The organism is Pseudomonas sp. P5_A2_2 (assembly GCF_054177685.1).
In genome coordinates, this window is sequence record NZ_JBGCUL010000029.1 from 1 (window position 1) to 19,972 (window position 19,972).

The window sequence follows — 19,972 nt, forward strand, 5'->3', positions numbered from 1 at the left end:
TGACACTCCGCATTCGCGAGCAGGCTCGCTCCTACAAGTTGCGCACTTCGACTGATGACACTCCGCATTCGCGAGCAGGCTCGCTCCTACAAGTTGCGCACTTCGACTGACTGGCATTGGTTTCTCCCAATTCTGCCTGGACACCGACATGACTCAACGTTGCAATTCCTACTACACCGCCACCCTCGACCAGGACACCGATTACCCGACGCTGCAAGGCCGGCACCGGGTTGACGTGGTGATCATCGGCGGCGGATTCACCGGCGTGGCCACCGCCGTCGAGCTGGCCGAAAAAGGCCTGAAGGTCGCCATCGTCGAAAGCCACAAGATCGGGTGGGGCGCCACCGGGCGCAATGGCGGCCAGGTCACCGGCAGCCTGTCGGGCGACGAAGCCATGCGCAAACAGATGCGCCGCACCATCGGCGATGAAGTCGACGACTTCATCTGGAACCTGCGCTGGCGCGGACACCAGATCATCCGGCAGCGCGTGGAAAAATACGGCATCGCCTGCGACCTCAAGCACGGCCACCTGCACGCCGCGTACAAACCCGCGCACATGGACGGCTTGCGCAAGGATTACGACGAGGCGGTGCGCCGAGGCATGGGCGACGAAGTCAGCCTGCTCGACCGCAGCCAGGTGCGCGACCTGCTGCAAAGCGACCTCTACCACGGTGCGATCAAGAACACCCGCAACATGCACCTGCACCCGCTCAACCTGTGCATCGGCGAGGCCCGCGCAGCCGAGAGCCTCGGTGCATTGATCTTCGAGAACAGCGAAGTGCTGGAGATCATCCACGGCGATGGCCTTCACAAGAGCCCCGGCATACGCACCGCCCACGGGCAGATCGACGCCAATCAGGTGCTGCTGGCCGGCGACGTCTACCACAAGCTGGAACCGGGAAAACTCAAGGGCAAGATTTTCCCGGCCATGGGCGGCATCGTCACCACCGAGCCGCTGGGCGATCTGGCCAGACAGATCAACCCCGAAGACCTGGCGGTCTACGACTGCCGTTTCGTACTCGACTACTACCGCCTCACCGCCGACGGTCGCCTGTTGTTCGGTGGCGGCGCCAACTACAGCGGCAAGGATTCGCGCGACATCGCCGCCGAGCTGCGCCCGTGCATCGAGCAGACCTTCCCGGCGCTCAAAGGCGTGGCCATCGACTACCAGTGGAGCTGCGCGATGGGCATCGTGATCAACCGCATCCCGCAACTGGGCAAGCTCTCGGACAACGTCTGGTATTGCCAGGGCTACTCCGGCCATGGCATCGCCACCACCCACATCATGGGTGAAATCATGGGCCGGGCGATCACAGGGCAACTGGAGCAGTTCGACACCTTCGCCGCCTGCCAGCACATCCGCGTGCCCATGGGCGACTTGCTCGGCAACCCGATGCTCGCCGCGGGCATGTGGTACTACCAGATGCTTGAGCGATTGCGCTGAGGTTGTTGGTCAGCACATTCAGTATGGATGCTGCCTGGGCTGGCCCCATCGCGAGCAGGCTCGCTCCTACAAGGTTTGTTTGTCAGCCTCGATATTTGTGCTCGACAACGATCCCTGTAGGAGCGAGCCTGCTCGCGAAGAGGCCGGTACATTCAACACACATTCAGCGCCAGTCACATCGCCATCGTCGGATCGCCGCCCGGAGCAAGCCCGCTCCCACAAAGACCCGCTCAAGCCTGCACCACCTCGATCCCCAACGCCCGGTAGTCCTCGACATTGCCTGACGCCACATGCTGCTCGGTGATCAGCGTGTGCACGCGGTTGCAAGGCGCGACGACAAAGGGCTCCACCGCACCGAGCTTGTCCGCGGTGGTGACGGCAATCACATGGGAAGCACAGTCGAGCATCGCCTGTTTCACCGGCACTTCATCGAAGTGCAGTGAGCTTAAGCCCACCTGTGGGTGTATCGCGCAGACCCCGGTAAACAACAGGTCGGCCTTGATGCCCGCCAGCAACCGCAGGGTTTCGTGGCCGCTGGCCGACATCGTCGCCGGGTTGAGCTGGCCGCCGGCCAGGATCACCTTGATGCCTTTGTATTCGGACAAGGTAATGGCCGTCATCGGCGACGCAGTGATCGCGGTGATGGCGATGTCCACCGGCAGCGAGCGCGCAATCTGCAAGGTGGTGGTGCCGGAATCGAACACCACGATCTGACCGTCCTGCACCCTTCGCGCGGCCAATTGCGCCAGATGGGTTTTCACCTCGTCGGTTTCGCTGATCCGGGTGAAATAGTCCTTGCCCGTATCCTTGGGCCGCGGCAACGCCCCGCCGTGCACCCGTTGCACCAGGCCGGCGCTGGCCAGCTCCGCCAGATCGCGGCGGATGGTGTCTTCGGACACCGCGAAATGCTGGCTCAACTCCGAGGCCATGACCTTGCCGTCACGTTCGAGGATCAACAGGATCTTTTGCCGGCGCACTGACGGAAGTTCGGCTGCAGAATGGTTGTCGTGCATGTTTTTGCTCGTTTATGCATGAAGTTGCGCGTTACCCGAGAGTATCTGCAACCCGGCGCAAAAACAACGAACCGGCCAAGTATCATTTTTTTCGATCTTTCAAATCATTACAGCGAATTTTTTATTTTTCTGTGACCTGTTCAAGATGGCGCCGTCACTCATGTTTTGGATGGAAACTTCATGAATATCAATTTTGCCTTTGCGTGCATGATCGTGGTCTCGTTTACGATTGCGCTGGTACACGCCTGATGGCATGCAGCAGGAGCCGGCGTGGACTGGCTCCTGCCCGATGCATCGATCAGAATTTTTCCTGGATGTACTTGAACGGATAGTTCGGGTCCCGATAGTTACCGGGAGTCTGCCGTTTGGGCAGTTTCACTTTTGCCCGCGGTACTTCCTCATAAGGAACGCTGCTCAGCACATCGCTGATGATGTTCAGCCGCGCCCGCCGCTTGTCATTGGAGTTGGCGACCCGCCAAGGGGCGAATTTGGTGTCGGTGTACTTGAACATGTCGTCCCGGGCACGGGAGTAGTCGTACCAACGGTTGTAGGACTTGAGGTCCATCGGCGACAGCTTCCAGATCTTGCGCCCGTCGGTGATACGCGCCTTGAGGCGTCGGGTCTGTTCTTCCTGGCTCACCTCAAGCCAGTACTTGATCAGGATGATTCCCGATTCGACCAGTGCCTGCTCGACGCGCGGCGCCACGGTGAGAAACGTGCGCACCTGCTCTTCGCTGCAAAAGCCCATGACCCGCTCGACCCCGGCGCGGTTGTACCAGCTGCGATCGAAGATCACCACTTCACCGGCCGCCGGCAGGTGCGGCAGATAACGTTGCAAATACATCTGGCTTTTTTCCCGGTCGGTCGGTGCCGGCAACGCCATCACCCGGAACACTCGCGGACTGACCCGTTCGGTCAGCGCCTTGATGGTCCCGCCCTTGCCGGCGCCATCACRGCCCTCGAAGATGATGCAAATCTTCGCGCCCGTGTACTGCACCCACTCCTGCAGCTTGACCAGCTCGACATGCAGCTTCGCCAGTTCCTCGAGATACACCTTGTTCTTCAGCTTGTCGCCTTCGACCGGTTTGCTTTTCGGTGCAGCCTTCTTCTTTGCCATGCCCGTTACCTCCTTCAATGCGTCACACAGCGTCCGGAGTGCGCCCGGCCGCGTTCATTCAGCCTCGACTGCGCTGGTAATGCTCAACCGCCTGCTCCAGGTTCAGGAACATGCGCGCCTCGCCCAACGTATGGCCCAAGGGCGCCTTGATAACCATGTCCCATACGCCCGGGCTCATGCCCACCAGCCACAGTGAAATACCTTTTTCCCGCAGTTGCTGTTCCGCCCCGGTGAGCATTTTCAGGGCGGTGTACTCCAGGTCGAACACGCTGCGCAGGTCCAGAATCACCACGGAGGGCCTTGCATCTTCGATCAGGGGTCGCATCTTCATGCCGATGCGCTGGGCATTGGCGAAAAAAATCCGCCCTTCAGGCCGCAGCAACAGCAGCCCGTCAAAGTGTTCGTCATCGAGGTGTTCGGCGGACTGCGGCCGATACACATTGGTGCCAGGCTTGCGCCCGAGGACATGCACGGGCGGGTCCGAGACCTGATAGGCCAGGGCCAGCAACGAGACGATAATCGCCACGACGATCCCTTGCAGCGTGCCCAGCAACATCACGCCGATCATGGCCACTACGGCCCAGGCAAATTCGGTACGGCGAACCGACAGGATCTCGCGAAATTCCGCCGGCTCGATCAGGCCCACCGAATACACAATCACCACAGCGGCGAGCGTGGCATTGGGCATCAGGCCAATCAGCGGCGCCAGCAGCAGGCAAGTGCCCAACGCCAGTGCTGCGGTGACCAGTGCGGCCAGTTGCGAACGGGCACCGGCCAAACGGTTCACCGCCGTTTGAGTGGTCCCGCCTCCCGCGACCATGGCCCCCAGAAACGCACCGCCGATGTTGGCAACGCCAGTGGCCAGCAGCTCCCGATTCGGCTGTGGTGGGGGCTCGTCACTGCGGGCGAACGCGCGCCCCGCCGCGATGGTTTCGGTGAAACTCATCAGCGCGATGCCCATCGCCGAAGGCCACAGGGTTTCGGCCAACGACCATACCGGCAGGGTCGGCGCGGGCAATCCGATCGGCACCAGGCCGACGGCGGACACACCAAAGCTCTCCAGGCCAAACAGGCTCATGCCAATGATGCCCAGCGCCACCGCGATCAACGGTGCAGGCAGCCGCGGCGTAAAACGCTTCATGCCGACCAGCAGCAGCACCATGAACACACCGACCGCCACGGTGGGCAGCGAGGCATGACCGATGCTCTGGACCGTGGCCAGCAGATTGTGCACAAATCCGCCTTTGTCGATGTGAGTGCCGAGCAATTTGGGTAGCTGGTCGAGAACGATGACCACACCGATGCCGGCCTTGAAACCCACCAGCACCGGTTCGGAAATGAAATTGGCGACGAAACCCAGGCGCAGCAACCCCGCGACGATCAGGATTGCGCCCACCATCAGGGCCAGCGTGGCGGAACCCGCCAGCAAGGTCGTCGCATCACCAGCTGGACTGATCTGGCCCAAGGCGGAACCGGCGAGAATGGCCAGGGTGGTCGTGGTGCTGACACTGAGCGGGCGCGACGTACCGAGCACGGCATAGATCACCATCGGCACTAGCGCCGTGTACAGCCCGACCTGCACCGGCAGGCCGGCAATGGTGGCGTACGCCAGCGCCTTGGGAATGACCACGGCCGCGGCCGTCAACCCGGCGACCACATCGCCCCGCAGCCAGTCTGGCCGATAACTGCCGAGCCATTGCGGGATCAACAGGCTGCGCAAGATACCCCGCTGTGGAGTGCCTGGAAYCCGCTCTGGCGGATGGCTGCCTTGTTGATTCATGAGTCACTCCAGTCGCAAATCGTCCCGTGCGGATGATGAGTGGGCTCAACTGACCGCACAATCCTTTAACTGCACGCGTAACCATTGCAAACCGTCATCGGCATCGAAGCACGTGTGCCAGCAGGCAATTCACGCGGGCTCGACCAGTTACAAATGTAGTCGGTTTGCACGGCTACRCCGCCATGTGGCTGGCGAAGGGGACAGACGCCCCACCATCACCGGTCAAAAATGGAAAGCCTTATATGGACGACGTCATGAAAGCGATAAATGAGCTATACCCGCTAACTCCCCCATTGCAGTTCTTCAGCTCAGGAGTTTGGCAATGAAGCTCAAAACCTCACTGRCAGCACTCATGGTTGCGGCAAGCCTGTTCGGCTGCACCACTTCATCGACCCACGGCGTGAACGTTACCCTGGTCGCCACCCGGCAAAACGCCGGTCAGATCGGCACCGTCACGTTGACGGACTGGGACAAGAAAACCGGGCTGAGTTTCTTCGTCAGCGGTGTTCCAACCGGGGTTATCCTGCCCTTGCGTCTTTACTCTTTCATCAATAACGGCAGCTGCCAGCAACCAGGGTCAGTCGCCTACGCGATGAACGACACCGTCAACACCGAACGCCAGGCCGTACGCGGCTGGTCTTTTACCAGAACCGCGCCTGTGCCGTTGCAGACCCTGCTTGACGGCAAGTATTCGGTGGTCGTGCGCACGGCTGCGACCGATGGCAACGTCGATATTTTTTGCGGGGATATCAAGCCTGAAGTGCCAGCGAAATAGCCGCGACCCTTTCACGCCAGCCCTCGGTACCGCTCGTGCCACCGGTTGTCCGGTGCGAGCGGTGGCGGCTGGTGAGTGCAAAGGGGCCGGTAGAAGCTGCGGTCACGAACCTGTCATTACTCACTGATAACGTCCTGGCACTGCCCCGAACCGCACTCGCTCGATCTCCGATCGCCAGCTCCCCGTACCAGGGCTTTGCCCATCCGCTCAAGGTGACACTTCAGGTGTACTCAAGCACGACGTGCAAGCAAATCATCATCAGGTCCAACGACATGAGCTGCGACGACTTTGGCGCGTTGTTCTCGAGCCTGTTCGGCAACCTCTATTGCGACTCTGCGCCGCCACCGAAAAACATCATCATCGGTGGGGTCTATGGCCGGCACGAAGGGGTCAGTTTTCGTCGCATGCACTATCGCGGTGATTTCACGGTGGCCTTTCCCGCACCCCTTGATGAAATCACCTTCGTCATTCCCACCGCCGGCAAGATCATCTTCAACCACGTCACCGAGTCGGTTGGTTTTGCGCAGATCGGCCTGGCGATCGACAAGGCCGAAGTCCGCTCGGCGCGCTTTGTCGATAACCATGCACAGCACGGGATTTCGATCAGCCGGCGGTTGATCACCGAACGACTGTCGATGCTGCTGGGCAAACCTATCTTGCAAAAGGTGCATTTCGAACCAGTGGTGGATCTGAATGTGTCGGCCTTGCAAGGCATCAGGGCGTTGATTGAACTGGCCACGGGCAGCGAATTCGACCTGCTGATCAACACAGGCTCGCTGATGCCTTCGCGCCTTCGCGAAATGCTGGTCGATGCGGTGCTCGAAACCTGGCCGCACAACTTCACCGAAGCCCTTCAGCGCCCTTCCCCACTGATAGCGCCGCGGCATGTGAAGCTGGCCGTCGAGTACATTCAGGCGCATCCCGACCACCTGGCCAGCGGTACGGAACTGGCGCAGCTGACCAACGTCAGCCTGCGTGCATTGCAGGAAGGTTTTCAGCGTTTCATGGGCACTTCGATCGTGGCCTATCAGCGCCAGGTACGTCTGGAGCGCGCCTATGCCGCGCTGTCCCAGGGGGTGTCGCCGTCGGTGACAGACGTGGCCTTGCAACACGGTTTCAGCAATGTCGGGCGGTTTTGCCAGTATTTCCAGAGTGCCTACGGCATCAGTCCCGCAGACTTGAGAAAGGGGGTGCGAACGCGGTCAATGCCAGTCAATTGAAGATTTGTGGGAGCGAGCTTGCTCGCGATGGCGTCGTGTCAGGCAACATGGATGCTGGCTGCAAAATCGCCATCGCGAGCGAGCTCGCTCCCACATTCAATCCGTGTCGCCCGCCAATCCTGCGTACGACAAAAAAAACACCACTCCCACAAATTACCTTAACTGATCGTCAGAACAGATAACTGGCCTTCAGGCCGCCATTGAAGCCGTGGCTGTCGCCGCCACCACTTGCGCCGACTTCCGCCCCCACGCTCCAAGGACCAAGATTGGCCATGACATTTACGCCACCGGTGAACTGATCACGGTTGTCGAAGGCGGCTTGCTGTTCAACGTCCAGGCCCAGCAGGTGCCCTTCGCTGTCGACTTCAGGGTCGCCCAATACATGCTCGTAGCCCACTTGCACTCCCGGCACCACTTGCCAGGCGCCCATGCTGACCGGTGCAAAGGATGCGTTGAGGTTGGCCACCGCGCTCTTGCGGGTCTGGTGGATGCCGTCGACGTCGAGGGCCAACTCGCTGCCTTTTTCCTGGAAGCCGGACAGGTTGACGTGACTGACCCGCACACCGAGGCTCGGTTCGAGGGTGACACCGTTCAACGGCACACGGTAACCCAAGGCCAGGGTCGCGCCGGTGAGGTTGCCATGGCTGTCGCCCTTGGCCGTACCCAGGCCGCCGCCGAGTTCGCGCTTGCTCTCGTAATCGAGATAACCGGCGCTGGCATCGGCATCCACAAACAGGCCGCGTTCCAGGCCGTTTGGTGCAAAGCGGGCGCCCACACTGAAGAAGGTCAGGTCGGTATCGGCCTCGCCACCTGCACCACCGACATTGCCGCTGCTGTAGCCGAAACCGGCATGGGCGCTGAGCTGTTCGGAGAAGCGCTGGGTCAGACCAATCATCATTCCCTGGCTATGTTCGTTGCTGCTGGAGGCCTGAGAAGAGCCGTCGGTGCCCAGATAGCCCGCCAGGGCGGTGCTCCACAGGCGGTATTGCCCGGCCTTGAGGTCGATGCCGCTGGTGAACGGCGCGCCAGCCTGTTCGATCATCGCGCCCTGGCGCAACAGATAGCTGGCAGCGTCGGCATGCACCTGACCGCCGACGGTGGACTCGACGCCACCGAGGCTGCGCGCATCGATGGCCGACTGCAGGTAATAGTTGTAGGCGCTGTAGGTGCCCGACAGGTTGCTGTTCTGCAGTTGTTGCAACAACTGCGCGCCGGCAGCGGCGTTGCCGGCCAGGTCCGCCGCGCCAGGCAAGCTGTTGTAGAACACCATCTTGCCGCGCAGTACGTAGATGGTTTCCTGGGACAGGCCCAGGCCTTGCTTGAGGTAGTTATCCATCGTGCCGTACTGCGCGGTCACCTGGTCCAGGCCGGCTTGCAGGTAACTGGCCTCCACACCGATCAACGGCCCATAGATGGTTGCCAGGCTCGGTGGCAATGCCGCCAGGGTCGCCTTGATACGCGCGGCGGTGTAGTCGTTGGTCGCCAGGTAGTTGCTCATGATGGTGGCATCGTCGACCCCGGCGATGCTTTGCAACACTGCGGCGGTCCAGCCCGTACGGTCCTTGCCGGCGGTGCAATGGAACAGCGCGGCGCCATCGACCGCTGCCAGCTCATTGAACAGCTGATTGAACTCGCTGCGCATCCCCGCGTTCCGGACGAAATCGCGGTTGGTGTCCTGCATCATGACGGTGGCTTCGGCGGCGCTGTGGAACGCGATGTTGGTGACGTTCGCGCCAGACGTTGAGCCGCCGATGATGTCGATGTTGGTGTAGGTCGCACCCGTGGGCATCGTGTCGGGCGTGGCGGCGATCTCGCTGGGGGTGCGCAGGTCGTAGACAGCCTTGATACCCAGGCCGTTGAGGGTCGCCAGATCCGCCGCCGACGGGGTCAGCGCGTTAGAACGATAAAACACCCCGCCACGCATCGTGCCGTCATTGGCGGTGGAATACGCGGTGGCAAGACCGGCAACATCGCGGAAATTATCGATGCTCTTCAGGCGTGGCGTGTTGAGGGGGACAGTCTCGGCAGCCTGGGCGGCAGCGATGGACAGGCTCAATACAGACAGCGAACACACAAGTCGTTGGAACACAGTGCAGCCTCATTGGAATACCGTTGGGCTGACTAATATCTACATTGAAACGACGCTGAACATGACAAATCGCCCGCGGACGCAAATCACTGCGCAATGTGTCCGGGTGGTTCGTTTTCTGTCCGTGTAATGCCCGGCGATCAAATTCCAGTTGCAAAAAACCCGCTTGTTTCAGCGGGTTTTTGGCTTTTCAGAAACTGATGTCTACAACCGCGAACTCAATGGGTTTTTTTCGAGGTCGACAGTCCGGCTTTACTCAAGCCTTTGGTGTTGTGATCACCTGGCGTAGAGGCCGAAATAGCCCTGGCCTTGGAGATGCCGCGAGTATCCTTGGAATGGGCGATGCCTGAGGTCGTGGTGCCATGACCGTTGTCATCGTTGCGCTCACTACCGTAGTGGTTCCCGCTCAGGCCATGGTCGCGCACGGATTTGCCAGCATGGTCGCTGTCCAGCCCGTTGCCGCGGCCGTTACTGCCGGAGTGGCCTGTGCCGGCGTGTCCGCCACCCATACCGCCGCCGTGGCCTGCGCCGTTTCCACCGCCATTACCACCGCCGTTGCCGCCACCGCCGCCGTTTCCACCGCCGCCACCACCGCCGTCCTTCGCGTATGCGGAACCCATGATCGACAGGCCATCAGGGAGCAGCGGGGCGGCTGCAAGCATCATGGCGCATGACATTACAGCAACGAGACTCTTGTTTTTAAAAAGCATGATTGCTTCCGTAGGAGGTTGATATCGCGTGACGTATGACGCGATATCCCTCCAACAGTTCAAGCACTACGACAGACGGCTGGAGCACCTTGAGTCAGCGGGAAGACTACCGTCCACACTTTAATCAAACGCACCGTCGAGAATTTCATAGACAAGCCCGGTGGCCAGCGCAACCAGGATCAGGTCCGTGCCGACTTGCTGCCATTCGTATCCGTCATAGTGGGGCAGCCTGCCGACCAGTCGGCCATCCAGTTTTTTCGCAATGCCGGGGGGAAGCGGCTTGCCTCGGGCAAGGTTCTTTTGAATACCCGGTGGCAAATCAGGCCCCGGGCTCCAGTAGCCTGTATTCACGCCTATGATCTCGAGCACGCTGCCACGGTTGATGCTCGGGCCGTTGCTCCAGTCCCCGCCACCGGAGTTTTTGTTCTTGTTGCCATGACCGCCCTGGTTGCCATGGTTGACCTTCCCGTTGCCCTGGCCGTTACCGGGATCGGCCAGCGCCGTCACCGAGCCGTAGACCAGAGTCAAGCAGGTAATCGCTGCAATCAATGATCGAGACTTGTACATGAGTCGTTCCTTCGTGGTGGGGAAGATTCTCTGAAATTTAGACGCTATTGACGAAGTTGGTTCCATCGAGTCACCAACCGCCAAACCGTCTACGCTCATCCGATCGAGGCCTTGCAGGCGTTTGCCGAAGGATGGGGCGTGTCGATCTACAGGCACAACTCTAATACCTTGTATGGAATTCCATTCGGTAAGTGCCCATTCGGCCCGAGATACTCACCGCAACCTGCTTCGATGTGAATCCACGCTTGATACGTCGCAGATACTTCAATGCGTGGCGCTGTTTCCCGATTGTTACCTCAGCGCCGCAGTTGTCACTTCTGCGCCGCCGAACTGGCCAATAGAGTATGGCCGTCGGTGTGGAACAGGGTCGTCGACTTGTCGGCCCGCGCCGGCACCGATCCCCCCATCACGGAAGAGGTGAATCATGAGTTTCGTCAAAGTGGAAAAAAACCAGAGTAGCGCCCCGTCGGAAGCCGACATGAAAAAAGCCATGGTCGAGTCGGGCGGCAAGCCGGGCGAGGTCACCGGGACCAATGCCGCCCGCACCCTGACCTACACCGGCGTGGTCAATCACACGGTGTACGAGAACAAGCTGATCGAGATCGCCAAGGGCAAACGCACCAGCTGGAACTTCGTCTGGGCCGATGCCAAGGCCGCCTGAGGTCAAGACGGGGCGGCCGATCGGCTGCCCCGCTGACTCAGCCCCTGATACAACCCCGATACCCGCTTGTAACACCAAGACACTTAGCCGCCCTGCCCCTCGCTCCTAGAGTGAAGCCATCAATGGACTGCAGCGCCAGGCGCCAGCAGCCCATTGTTTGCCCAACACACCACCAAGGAAGAGGGAAACCATGAGCAAATCAATCGCTGTCAGCCAACAGAGCCAGCAGCTTCACAATGAAGTGCAAGAAGCCGTCAAGTCGATCATGGGTGCAACGCAACTGAAGGCGGCAGATTACGGCCGGGTAGTGAGGTCGGCCCTGGCGGCCTCGCAAAAAACCGTCACCATCGAAATCGCCGCCGGCGACCTGACGCTGCTGAAGAAGTCCGGCTACAAGCTGTGCTTTGCCAAGAAGGTGGGTGACGCCGACTACAACGTGGTCTGGCAGTCCTATGACGCCTACCTGAGCAACAACGAGTTCAGCTGGACGCCGCAGTATCAGCTGTTCGCCTCCAACGTGTTCAAGGAAAACGTGCAAGTCAAAGTCTCGACCAATATCGTCAACATTGGCCTGGGGCAAACCTCGACACTTGATGAAAGCGGCCTGCTGAGCTCGGCGGTAACCGGTGGCCCGGACACTTCCCTGACTTTCGTGAACAACTACGCGCCGATTCATCCGGGGGTCAACCAGTTGTCCACAGGCATCGATGGCAATCAGGTCAGTACGCCAATCTACGTGGCCGTAAACCAGGTCGTCACCGGCAATACCGTGCTGACGCCGGTGGAAACCATCCTCGTGTGGTTCGAACAGAACGTACAGACCAGCACCATGTTCAGTACCTCACGCTCCAAGGCGATCGAAATCGATTTGACGTTCGATAACACCGCAGGTCGCCTTTACGAAGGCGGTCAGTGGAAAACCGTGTAACCGTCATGCCGGGGCAACCTTGCGGTTGCCCTTTCACTCCTCTTTGCCCGCCGTGGTGAAGTAGCCCGTCAGCGAGCGACAGATCGACTGCGCGAGGTCCTCCTGGGTGGCGATGCCATAGGGTCGATCACGATCGAACTGCGCCGACCAGCGAATCCGCCCCTGCGCCACATCCACCAGGCGCAATGACGCTCGCACCCGCGAAGGCTCGACCCGCACGCTGCCCTCCAGGCAATAGCTGTAACGCCCGCCACGCTTGAAGTCCGGTACCGGCTCGCTGTTGCGTGCCACCCGCATCAACACATGATTGGTCCCGGTCTGCGTCTGCTCGAACGACTCGAACAGTCGGCAACTCAACTCCTCGCACAAGCCCCGGGTAAAGTCATTGCCATCGCGGGTGAGGCAGGTAAACGGCTGGATCTGGACCACAGGATGGCGAGTGCCGACGCCCTTGGGCCGCAGCCGCTGATAGGTCAAGCGATAGCACCCGGGTGGAATGCACAAGCGCACCGGGTCCTGCTGGCCGTTGCCGGCGTAATGCGCTGCGAGCTTGCGCCGCAAGCGCCCCACCTGCACTCGCACCACCGGATCGTCGCCCGTGCAATACACTGCCGGGTCACGACGAAACACCTCGATGCCGATGGCGTGTTCGGTCAGCGGCGTTTTGCAAGCCTGAAGGTCGTGCTCGACCAGAAAGCGCAACAGACTGCCCATGCGCCTGGACTTGGCAAACAACGGGCTGACCAGCAACAGCGCCAGCACCCGCTCGATTTCTTCCCGATCGAGCGGCTCGGGAACCCCCGCCGCAGTCGAATCGGCCATGCTTTTGATCACCATCGCCTGCCTCCGTGCAGGTTGCCGACAGGAATGGATGTCGCACTCCGTGATAACCCTTGCAGCGTGAGCAGGAATGGAACTCGGGCACTGCAACGACCAAGCGTAGCAGCCGTGTTGATATCGGCAGGCAATTGCGATGGTAGCAACCCGCCATCCGACGAACGTTCAACCTAGACGCCTGAAAAATTTGCAGGACTTGTCGGGACAGACCCTATTAGAAGTTCGCCGGGGTGTTGGCACTGATGATTTCCGCCTCATCCGCCCCGATATTGCGAAACCGGTGCGGCAAGGTTGTCGGGAAGTAATAGCCATCCCCGGCGTTGAGCACGCTCACCTGGCCGTCCACGGTCAACTCCACCGTGCCACGGGTCACCAACCCGCACTCCTCGCCTTCGGAATGCACGATCGGCTCTTCCCCGGAACTGGCGCCCGGTGCGTATTGCTCGCGCAGCAAGCGCATCTGCCGGCTTGGCACGGACGCGCCGATCAGCAGCAGGCGCAGGCCGTGGCGGCCGAGGTCGGGCTGTTCGTTGGCGCGGAAGACGTACTGGTGTTCGCGCGGTGGCTGATCGAAGGTGAAGAAGTCGGCCAGGGACATGGGGATGCCCTCCAGCAATTTCTTCAGGGAGCTGACGGAAGGACTGACCCGATTCTGTTCGATCAGGGAGATGGTTGCATTGGTGACGCCGCTACGCCGGGCCAGCTCGCGCTGGGACATTTTGTAGCTTTCGCGTACTAATTTGAGTCGTGAGCCCGTGTCCATGACAGCCTTATGTGCCAACCCGTAGGAGCGAGCTTGATCCGGGCGGCGATCCGACGATTGCGATTTTAGCCGCAACATTGATGTCGACTGAACCAACGCCTTCGCGAGCAAGCTCGCTCCTACAGGGATAATGGAGGGGTGGAGTGCAGGCGCGGATCACGCCGTTTTCCGGTCCCGGAAACGTGAAAGGCGGCTATTAAATCACGTTTGTTCGTAATGCTCAGCAGGTTCGATAAACGGCAGAAGAAATAGCCGTTTGCCATGAAGTTACACCCCCTTGTGGGAGCGAGCTTGCTCGCGATGGCGGAGTGTCAGGCGACTTCATTTTGTCTGATATGGCCTCATCGTCGGAACGCCGCCCGGAGCAAGCTCGCTCCCACAGGGATTTGCGGTGTTGCTTATGTAAAAAACCGGCGGCACCCTTTGGGGGCGGCCGCCGGCGAGGTAAAGCTTAGATGCCGAAACGGTCGCGCAGCGAGTAGTACACGGCGCCGAGGGCGGTCAACGGTGCCGAGAAGGTGCGCCCGCCGATCATCGGCATGTGCGGCAAGGATGCAAACGCATCGAAACGCTCGGCGTCGCCACGGATCATTTCCGAGATCAGTTTGCCGGCCAGGTGCGAGCAGGTGACGCCGTGGCCGCTGTAGCCCTGCATGTAATAGGCGTTTTTCTCGATACGACCGAATTGCGGCATGCGCGACATGGTCAGCAGGAAGTTGCCGGTCCAGCGGTAGTCGATCCTCACGTCCTTCAATTGCGGGAAGGTCTTGAGGATTTTCGGGCGGATCAGTTGTTCGATGTCGTCCGGCTCGCGCGCACCATAAACCACACCGCCGCCGTACAGCAGGCGGTTGTCAGCGGTCAGGCGGTAGTAGTCGAGCAGGTAGTTGCAGTCTTCGACGCAGTAGTTGTTCTTGATCAGGCTGCGGGCCTGCTTCTCCGACAACGGCTCGGTGACGACGATCTGCGAACCGCACGGCATGCTCTTGCTGGTCACGCGGTTGTCCAGGCCCTGCGGCAGGTAGGCGTTACCGGCCATCAGCAGGTACTTGGCCTTGACCACACCTTTTGCAGTGCGCACGGTGATGGGCTCGCCGTAGGTGATTTCCACCGCCGCCGATTGCTCGTAGATCTTGCCGCCCAGGCCGATGATCGCCGAGGCTTCGCCGAGTGCCAGGTTCAGTGGGTGAATGTGGCCGCCCTGCATGTCCAGCAGGCCACCGACGTAGGCGTCGGAACCGACTTCGCGCTTGATGTCGGCCGCGTCGAGCATTTTCAGGTTCTTGTTGCCGTAGCGTTCCCAGCTCTTCTTCTGCTCGGCCAGGCCCTTGAGTTGCTTCTTGTTCATCGCCGCGAAGATACCGCCGGGACGGTAATCGCACTGGATGTCGTAGTGCTGTATGCGCTGACGAATGATGTCGGCGCCTTCGAAAATCATGCTGCCGAGGATTTCAGCAGTCTTGTCGCCATAACGCTCTTCGATGACATCGACGTCGCGGCTGTAGGAGTTGACCAGTTGCCCGCCGTTGCGACCGCTGGCGCCGAAGCCGACTTTCGCTGCTTCGAGCACAGTCACGCTGTAGCCCGCTTCAGCGAGGAACAGCGCCGAGGACAGGCCGGTGTAGCCGGCGCCGATCACGCAGACGTCGCAGTCCACCGCCCCTTCCAGTACCGGGAAATCGCCGGTGAAGTTACGGGTGGCGGCGTAGTAGCTGTTTACATGCTGTTGGTGAAAAGAGTCTTGTTTCATACATTTCTCCGATGGCCGCCGACAGAGCCGGCGACCGTCGCTTTATTGTTATCAGAGCTTGATCCAGGTCGCCTTGAGTTCGGTGTACTTGTCGAACGCGTGCAGCGATTTGTCCCGACCGTTACCCGACTGCTTGAACCCGCCGAACGGGGCGGTCATGTCGCCGCCGTCGTACTGGTTGACCCAGACGCTGCCGGCACGCAGGCCACGGGCGAAGGTGTGGGCCTTGCTCAGGTTGCTGGTCCACACGCCGGCGGCCAGGCCGAAGATGCTGTCATTGGCAATCGCCAGGGCTTCTTCAGTGGTGTCGAAGGTGATGACCGACAGCACCGGGCCGAAGATTTCTTCCCGGGCGATGGTCATGGCATTGGTCACGCCATCGAAAATCGCCGGTTCCAGGTACAGGCCACCAGTGTCTTCGAGGGTGCGGCTGCCGCCGGCGATCAGTTGACCGCCCTGCTGCTTGCCGACTTCGATGTAGCGCAATACGTTTTCCAGCTGACGCTGATCGACCACTGCGCCGACGGTGGTCGCAGGATCCAGCGCGTGGCCCGGTTTCCAGGCTTGCAGGGCTTCCACCAGCAATGGAATGAACTGCTCGCGAATCGAACGCTCCACCAGCAGACGCGAACCGGCGGTGCAGACTTCGCCCTGGTTGAACGCAATGCCGCTGGCCGCAGCCTGTGCTGCTGCGCGCAAATCCGGCGCGTCGGCGAACACCACGTTCGGGCTCTTGCCCCCGGCTTCGGCCCAAACGCGTTTCATGTTGCTCTGCCCGGCGTAGATCATCAGTTGCTTGGCGATCGCCGTGGAGCCGGTGAAGGCCAGCACATCGACGTCCATGTGCAACGCCAGCGCCTTGCCGACGGTGTGGCCATAGCCCGGCAGGACGTTGAACACGCCTTTCGGGATACCGGCATCCAGTGCCAGCTGGGCGATGCGGATCGCGGTCAGCGGGGATTTTTCCGAAGGCTTGAGGATGAACGAGTTGCCCATCGCCAGGGCCGGGGCGAATTTCCAGCTGGCCATGATCAGCGGGAAGTTCCACGGCACGATGGCCGCGACCACACCGACCGCTTCGCGGGTCACCAGGCCCAGTTGATCGTGGGGCGTGGCGGCGACTTCGTCGTAGACCTTGTCGATGGCTTCGGCAGTCCAGCGGATCGCGTTGGCGGTCGCCGGAATGTCGATGCTCATCGAATCGCTGATCGGCTTGCCCATGTCGAGGGTTTCGAGCAGGGCCAGTTCTTCCTGGTTCGCCAGGATCAGATCAGCGAAGCGGATCAGGATGCGCTTGCGCTCGGCCGGGGCCAGGTTGGCCCACACGCCGGATTCGAAGGTACGGCGTGCGACGGCGACTGCTGCATTGGCGTCGGCTTCGTCGGTGCTGGCGACGTTCGCCAGGAAACGACCGTCCACGGGGCTGATGCATTCGAACGTGGCGTCACTGGCGGCCGCGCAGTATTGGCCGTCAATGAATGCGCGACCTTCGATAGAGAGGGACTGGAAGCGTTGCTCCCAGTCGCTGCGAGTGTTTGTCATGGTTGTGACTCGACGCAGGGGAATAGGTGATCGTCGGACCGAGGTCCGTCAATTCAAGACTTGAAATGCGATCCCCTGTAGGAGCGAGCCTGCTCGCGATGGCGGAGTGTCAGACGACATAAGTGCTGACTGATCCGCCGCCTTCGCGAGCAGGCTCGCTCCTACAGTTGATCGGTGTGGTTCGTCTTAAACGGTATGCAGGTACCAGTTGTACTCAAGGTCCGAGATGGAGTTCTCGAACTCGGCCAGCTCGCTTTCCTTGCACGCCACGAACACGTCGATGTACAGCGGGTCGATGTACTTGGCCATGACTTCGCTGTCGTCCAGCTCGCGTAGTGCATCGCGCAGGTTGTTCGGCAGGCTCTGCTCGTTTTGCTCGTAGCTGTTGCCTTCCACCGGTGCGCCCGGTTCGATCTGGTTGGTCAGGCCGTGGTGCACGCCCGCCAATACCGAAGCCATCAGCAGATACGGGTTGGCATCGGCACCCGCTACACGATGCTCGATGCGCACCGCGTCTGACAAACCGGTCGGCACACGAACAGCCACGGTGCGGTTGTCGATGCCCCAGCTCGGCGAGTTCGGCACGTAGAACTGTGCGCCGAAACGACGGTACGAGTTGACGTTCGGGCAAAGGAAGGCCATCTGCGCCGGCAGGGTCTCGAGCACACCGCCGATCGCGTGACGCAGCGCGGCGTTCTGCTCGGGATCCTCGCTGGCAAAGATGTTGTTGCCTTCTTTATCGAGAATCGAAATGTGCACGTGCAGACCATTACCCGCCTGGCCCGGATACGGCTTGGCCATGAAGGTGGTGTCCATCTCGTGGTCGTAGGCGATGTTCTTCACCAGACGCTTGAGCAGGACCGCGTAGTCGCACGCCTTGATCGGGTCAGCCACGTGATGCAGGTTGACTTCGAACTGCGCCGGGGCACTTTCCTTGACGATGGCGTCAGCCGGGATGCCCTGCTCTTTCGCGCCTTCGAGGATGTCTTGCAGGCAGTCGACGTATTCGTCGAGGTCGTCGATCAGGTACACCTGGGTCGACATCGGACGCTTGCCGGACACCGGCGAACGTGGCGATTGCGGACGACCGTTCACGTTGTCCTGGTCGATCAGGTAGAACTCCAGTTCGAACGCCGCGCAGATGGTCAGGCCCATGTCGTCGAACTTGCGCACGATATTGGCCAGCACTTCCCGCGGGTCGGCGAAGAATGGCTCGCCTTCGAGTTCGTGCATGGTCATCAGCAGTTGCGCAGTCGGGCGCTTCTGCCAGGGTTCGATGCTCAGGGTGCCCGGGATTGGGTAGCAGATCCGGTCGGAGTCGCCGATGTCCAGACCCAGGCCGGTGCTTTCCACCGTGGAGCCATTGATGTCCAGAGCAAACAGAGACGCCGGCAGGTTGATGCCTTTCTCGTAAACCTTATGAAGACTGGTGCGCTCGATGCGCTTGCCGCGCACCACACCGTTCATATCCGCAATCAGAAGGTCGACGTACAAAACCTCAGGATGTTTCTTAAGGAATGCGTTTGCTTCGTTGAGTTGAACGGCACGCAGAGGGACCGACATGATGCACCTATTTTTTACTGTTAATTATTATGTTCACCGCCCTTTCACGAGCCCAGTCAATCCGAAAGGCAAAGTGAAGTCAATAGCGAACACCTGGCCTTTCAGCGTTTATTTTCGGGCCTCTCAGAAGGACGAGAGTGCCATATACGCCCTCAAACACGCGTAAAGCCTGAAGATCGGACGCACGGCGTTTAGAATTTTTTACATGAGAGTTGTTAATTAAAATCAACAAGGCTAAGCTCCGGAAAAGCTCGTTCAAGTGTGAAACTTCGAGGTGATAAAAATGGCACTCAAGCCATTGATCGGCGTTACTGCGTGCGTCAAACAGATTGGCCTGCACCCCTACCACATCAGCGGTGACAAGTACTTGCGTGCTGTCAGCGTTGCGGCGCTGGGGCTGCCTGTCGTTATTCCTTCATTGGCTGAACTGACCGAAATCGATGACCTGCTGCCGCAGCTCGACGGTCTGTTGCTGACCGGCTCGCCGTCGAACGTGGAACCCTTCCACTATCAAGGCCCCGACAGCGCCCCCGGCACGGATCATGATCCGGCACGGGATGCCACCACCCTTCCCCTGATCCGCGCAGCCATTGCCGCCGGCGTTCCGGTCCTCGGCATCTGCCGTGGCTTCCAGGAAATGAACGTGGCGTTCGGTGGCAGCCTGCATCAGAAAGTCCATGAACTCCCCGGTTTCCTTGATCACCGTGAGGCCAACCATCCGGACCTGGCCGTGCAATACGCTCCCGCTCACGCGGTGAATGTGCAGCCCGGTGGCGTGTTCGAAGCGCTGGACCTGCCAGCGGCATTCCAGGTCAATTCGATTCACAGCCAGGGCATCGACCGCCTCGCGCCCGGCCTGCGCGCCGAAGCCGTCGCGCCCGATGGCCTGATCGAAGCGATCTCGGTCGAGCACAGCAAGGCCTTCGCCCTCGGCGTGCAATGGCACCCGGARTGGCAAGTGCTGGATAACCCTCCTTACTTGAGTATTTTCCAGGCATTCGGCGAAGCCTGCCGGCAACGGGCGGCACTGCGTCACTCGAGCTGACGACCTGACACCCACATTCAACGATTGACTGCCCACCGCGAGCGGGCAGGCGCTTGTGCGTGCCCCGCCCGCGAAAACAACACACTGCAATAACAACAAGTACTACCAGGCAGCCAGGACGGCGGCGCCGAATAAACCCGGGGTGGGAAACGCAATTCCCTGTAGGAG

The 19,972-nt window shown here is 60.5% G+C and carries 17 protein-coding genes; 6 read left to right on the forward strand and 11 right to left on the reverse strand.

Annotated elements, in window-relative coordinates:
• Positions 1-148: 148 nt before the first annotated feature.
• Positions 149-1,444: an NAD(P)/FAD-dependent oxidoreductase gene (locus ACXRVY_RS05195; RefSeq protein WP_223457649.1), complete on the forward strand. Its 1,296-nt coding sequence runs from the start codon at positions 149-151 to the stop codon at positions 1,442-1,444.
• Between the two features lie 230 nt (positions 1,445-1,674).
• Here ACXRVY_RS05195 and ACXRVY_RS05200 read toward each other — a convergent pair whose 3' ends face one another.
• The 3 genes from ACXRVY_RS05200 to ACXRVY_RS05210 all read right to left on the reverse strand — a co-directional run bounded on the left by ACXRVY_RS05200 (position 1,675) and on the right by ACXRVY_RS05210 (position 5,354).
• Positions 1,675-2,457 carry a DeoR/GlpR family DNA-binding transcription regulator gene (locus tag ACXRVY_RS05200; protein ID WP_223457647.1) on the reverse strand — a complete coding sequence of 261 codons (783 nt, stop codon included), beginning with the start codon at positions 2,455-2,457 and terminating at the stop codon, positions 1,675-1,677.
• Positions 2,458-2,755: 298 nt separating this feature from the next.
• Positions 2,756-3,574: a polyphosphate kinase 2 gene (gene ppk2 / locus ACXRVY_RS05205; RefSeq protein WP_458237078.1), complete on the reverse strand. Its 819-nt coding sequence runs from the start codon at positions 3,572-3,574 to the stop codon at positions 2,756-2,758.
• Positions 3,575-3,632: 58 nt separating this feature from the next.
• A complete protein-coding gene (locus ACXRVY_RS05210) occupies positions 3,633-5,354 on the reverse strand; it encodes a SulP family inorganic anion transporter (protein WP_458237079.1) in 1,722 nt (573 codons plus the stop codon).
• Between the two features lie 322 nt (positions 5,355-5,676).
• Between ACXRVY_RS05210 and ACXRVY_RS05215 the strand changes: the two genes are divergently transcribed.
• Positions 5,677-6,129: a hypothetical protein gene (locus tag ACXRVY_RS05215; protein WP_458237080.1), complete on the forward strand. Its 453-nt coding sequence runs from the start codon at positions 5,677-5,679 to the stop codon at positions 6,127-6,129.
• Between the two features lie 272 nt (positions 6,130-6,401).
• Positions 6,402-7,349: a helix-turn-helix transcriptional regulator gene (locus ACXRVY_RS05220; RefSeq protein ID WP_223457639.1), complete on the forward strand. Its 948-nt coding sequence runs from the start codon at positions 6,402-6,404 to the stop codon at positions 7,347-7,349.
• Between the two features lie 169 nt (positions 7,350-7,518).
• On the opposite strand, the gene ACXRVY_RS05225 is transcribed toward ACXRVY_RS05220, so the two are convergent.
• The 3 genes from ACXRVY_RS05225 to ACXRVY_RS05235 all read right to left on the reverse strand — a co-directional run bounded on the left by ACXRVY_RS05225 (position 7,519) and on the right by ACXRVY_RS05235 (position 10,715).
• On the reverse strand, positions 7,519-9,438 hold the full coding sequence (locus ACXRVY_RS05225; protein WP_223457638.1) for a tyrosine-protein phosphatase: 1,920 nt from the start codon (positions 9,436-9,438) through the stop codon (positions 7,519-7,521).
• Between the two features lie 218 nt (positions 9,439-9,656).
• Complete coding sequence (locus ACXRVY_RS05230; RefSeq protein WP_223457637.1) at positions 9,657-10,148, reverse strand: hypothetical protein; 492 nt, start codon at positions 10,146-10,148, stop codon at positions 9,657-9,659.
• Positions 10,149-10,268: 120 nt separating this feature from the next.
• On the reverse strand, positions 10,269-10,715 hold the full coding sequence (locus ACXRVY_RS05235; protein WP_223457636.1) for an anti-virulence regulator CigR family protein: 447 nt from the start codon (positions 10,713-10,715) through the stop codon (positions 10,269-10,271).
• A 424-nt stretch (positions 10,716-11,139) separates the two neighbouring features.
• On the opposite strand from ACXRVY_RS05235, the gene ACXRVY_RS05240 reads away from it, so the two are divergent.
• The gene (locus tag ACXRVY_RS05240) at positions 11,140-11,376 is read left to right on the forward strand and encodes a hypothetical protein (protein WP_007982133.1); all 237 of its coding nucleotides are present in this window, start codon (positions 11,140-11,142) and stop codon (positions 11,374-11,376) included.
• A gap of 190 nt (positions 11,377-11,566) precedes the next feature.
• Complete coding sequence (locus ACXRVY_RS05245) at positions 11,567-12,304, forward strand: hypothetical protein (RefSeq protein WP_458237081.1); 738 nt, start codon at positions 11,567-11,569, stop codon at positions 12,302-12,304.
• 33 nt (positions 12,305-12,337) lie between these two features.
• Here the strand turns inward: ACXRVY_RS05245 and ACXRVY_RS05250 are convergent, their stop codons facing one another.
• The 5 genes from ACXRVY_RS05250 to ACXRVY_RS05270 all read right to left on the reverse strand — a co-directional run bounded on the left by ACXRVY_RS05250 (position 12,338) and on the right by ACXRVY_RS05270 (position 18,759).
• Complete coding sequence (locus tag ACXRVY_RS05250; RefSeq protein WP_223457634.1) at positions 12,338-13,141, reverse strand: hypothetical protein; 804 nt, start codon at positions 13,139-13,141, stop codon at positions 12,338-12,340.
• Between the two features lie 214 nt (positions 13,142-13,355).
• Positions 13,356-13,904, reverse strand: a complete 549-nt coding sequence (locus tag ACXRVY_RS05255; RefSeq protein WP_046042404.1) for a cupin domain-containing protein — start codon at positions 13,902-13,904, stop codon at positions 13,356-13,358.
• Between the two features lie 451 nt (positions 13,905-14,355).
• Positions 14,356-15,654 (reverse strand): NAD(P)/FAD-dependent oxidoreductase, encoded by a 1,299-nt coding sequence (locus ACXRVY_RS05260; protein WP_223457633.1) that lies wholly within the window; start codon positions 15,652-15,654, stop codon positions 14,356-14,358.
• 51 nt (positions 15,655-15,705) lie between these two features.
• A complete protein-coding gene (locus ACXRVY_RS05265; protein ID WP_223457632.1) occupies positions 15,706-17,196 on the reverse strand; it encodes an aldehyde dehydrogenase in 1,491 nt (496 codons plus the stop codon).
• A 186-nt stretch (positions 17,197-17,382) separates the two neighbouring features.
• Entirely contained in the window at positions 17,383-18,759 is a 1,377-nt protein-coding gene (locus ACXRVY_RS05270) for a glutamine synthetase family protein (RefSeq protein ID WP_458237082.1), read from the reverse strand.
• Between the two features lie 283 nt (positions 18,760-19,042).
• On the opposite strand from ACXRVY_RS05270, the gene ACXRVY_RS05275 reads away from it, so the two are divergent.
• Positions 19,043-19,804 carry a gamma-glutamyl-gamma-aminobutyrate hydrolase family protein gene (locus ACXRVY_RS05275; protein ID WP_223457629.1) on the forward strand — a complete coding sequence of 254 codons (762 nt, stop codon included), beginning with the start codon at positions 19,043-19,045 and terminating at the stop codon, positions 19,802-19,804.
• Positions 19,805-19,972: the final 168 nt, after the last annotated feature.

Bases quoted from the DNA above. Each gene is read 5' to 3' on its own strand.
- ACXRVY_RS05235 (WP_223457636.1), bottom strand. From the start codon at position 10,715: ATGTACAAGTCTCGATCATTGATTGCAGCGATTACCTGCTTGACTCTG.
- ACXRVY_RS05230 (WP_223457637.1), bottom strand. From the start codon at position 10,148: ATGCTTTTTAAAAACAAGAGTCTCGTTGCTGTAATGTCATGCGCCATG.
- ACXRVY_RS05260 (WP_223457633.1), bottom strand. From the start codon at position 15,654: ATGAAACAAGACTCTTTTCACCAACAGCATGTAAACAGCTACTACGCC.
- ACXRVY_RS05220 (WP_223457639.1), top strand. From the start codon at position 6,402: ATGAGCTGCGACGACTTTGGCGCGTTGTTCTCGAGCCTGTTCGGCAAC.
- ACXRVY_RS05245 (WP_458237081.1), top strand. From the start codon at position 11,567: ATGAGCAAATCAATCGCTGTCAGCCAACAGAGCCAGCAGCTTCACAAT.
- ACXRVY_RS05265 (WP_223457632.1), bottom strand. From the start codon at position 17,196: ATGACAAACACTCGCAGCGACTGGGAGCAACGCTTCCAGTCCCTCTCT.
- ACXRVY_RS05255 (WP_046042404.1), bottom strand. From the start codon at position 13,904: ATGGACACGGGCTCACGACTCAAATTAGTACGCGAAAGCTACAAAATG.
- ACXRVY_RS05240 (WP_007982133.1), top strand. From the start codon at position 11,140: ATGAGTTTCGTCAAAGTGGAAAAAAACCAGAGTAGCGCCCCGTCGGAA.
- ACXRVY_RS05270 (WP_458237082.1), bottom strand. From the start codon at position 18,759: ATGTCGGTCCCTCTGCGTGCCGTTCAACTCAACGAAGCAAACGCATTC.
- ACXRVY_RS05200 (WP_223457647.1), bottom strand. From the start codon at position 2,457: ATGCACGACAACCATTCTGCAGCCGAACTTCCGTCAGTGCGCCGGCAA.
- ACXRVY_RS05250 (WP_223457634.1), bottom strand. From the start codon at position 13,141: ATGGTGATCAAAAGCATGGCCGATTCGACTGCGGCGGGGGTTCCCGAG.
- ACXRVY_RS05195 (WP_223457649.1), top strand. From the start codon at position 149: ATGACTCAACGTTGCAATTCCTACTACACCGCCACCCTCGACCAGGAC.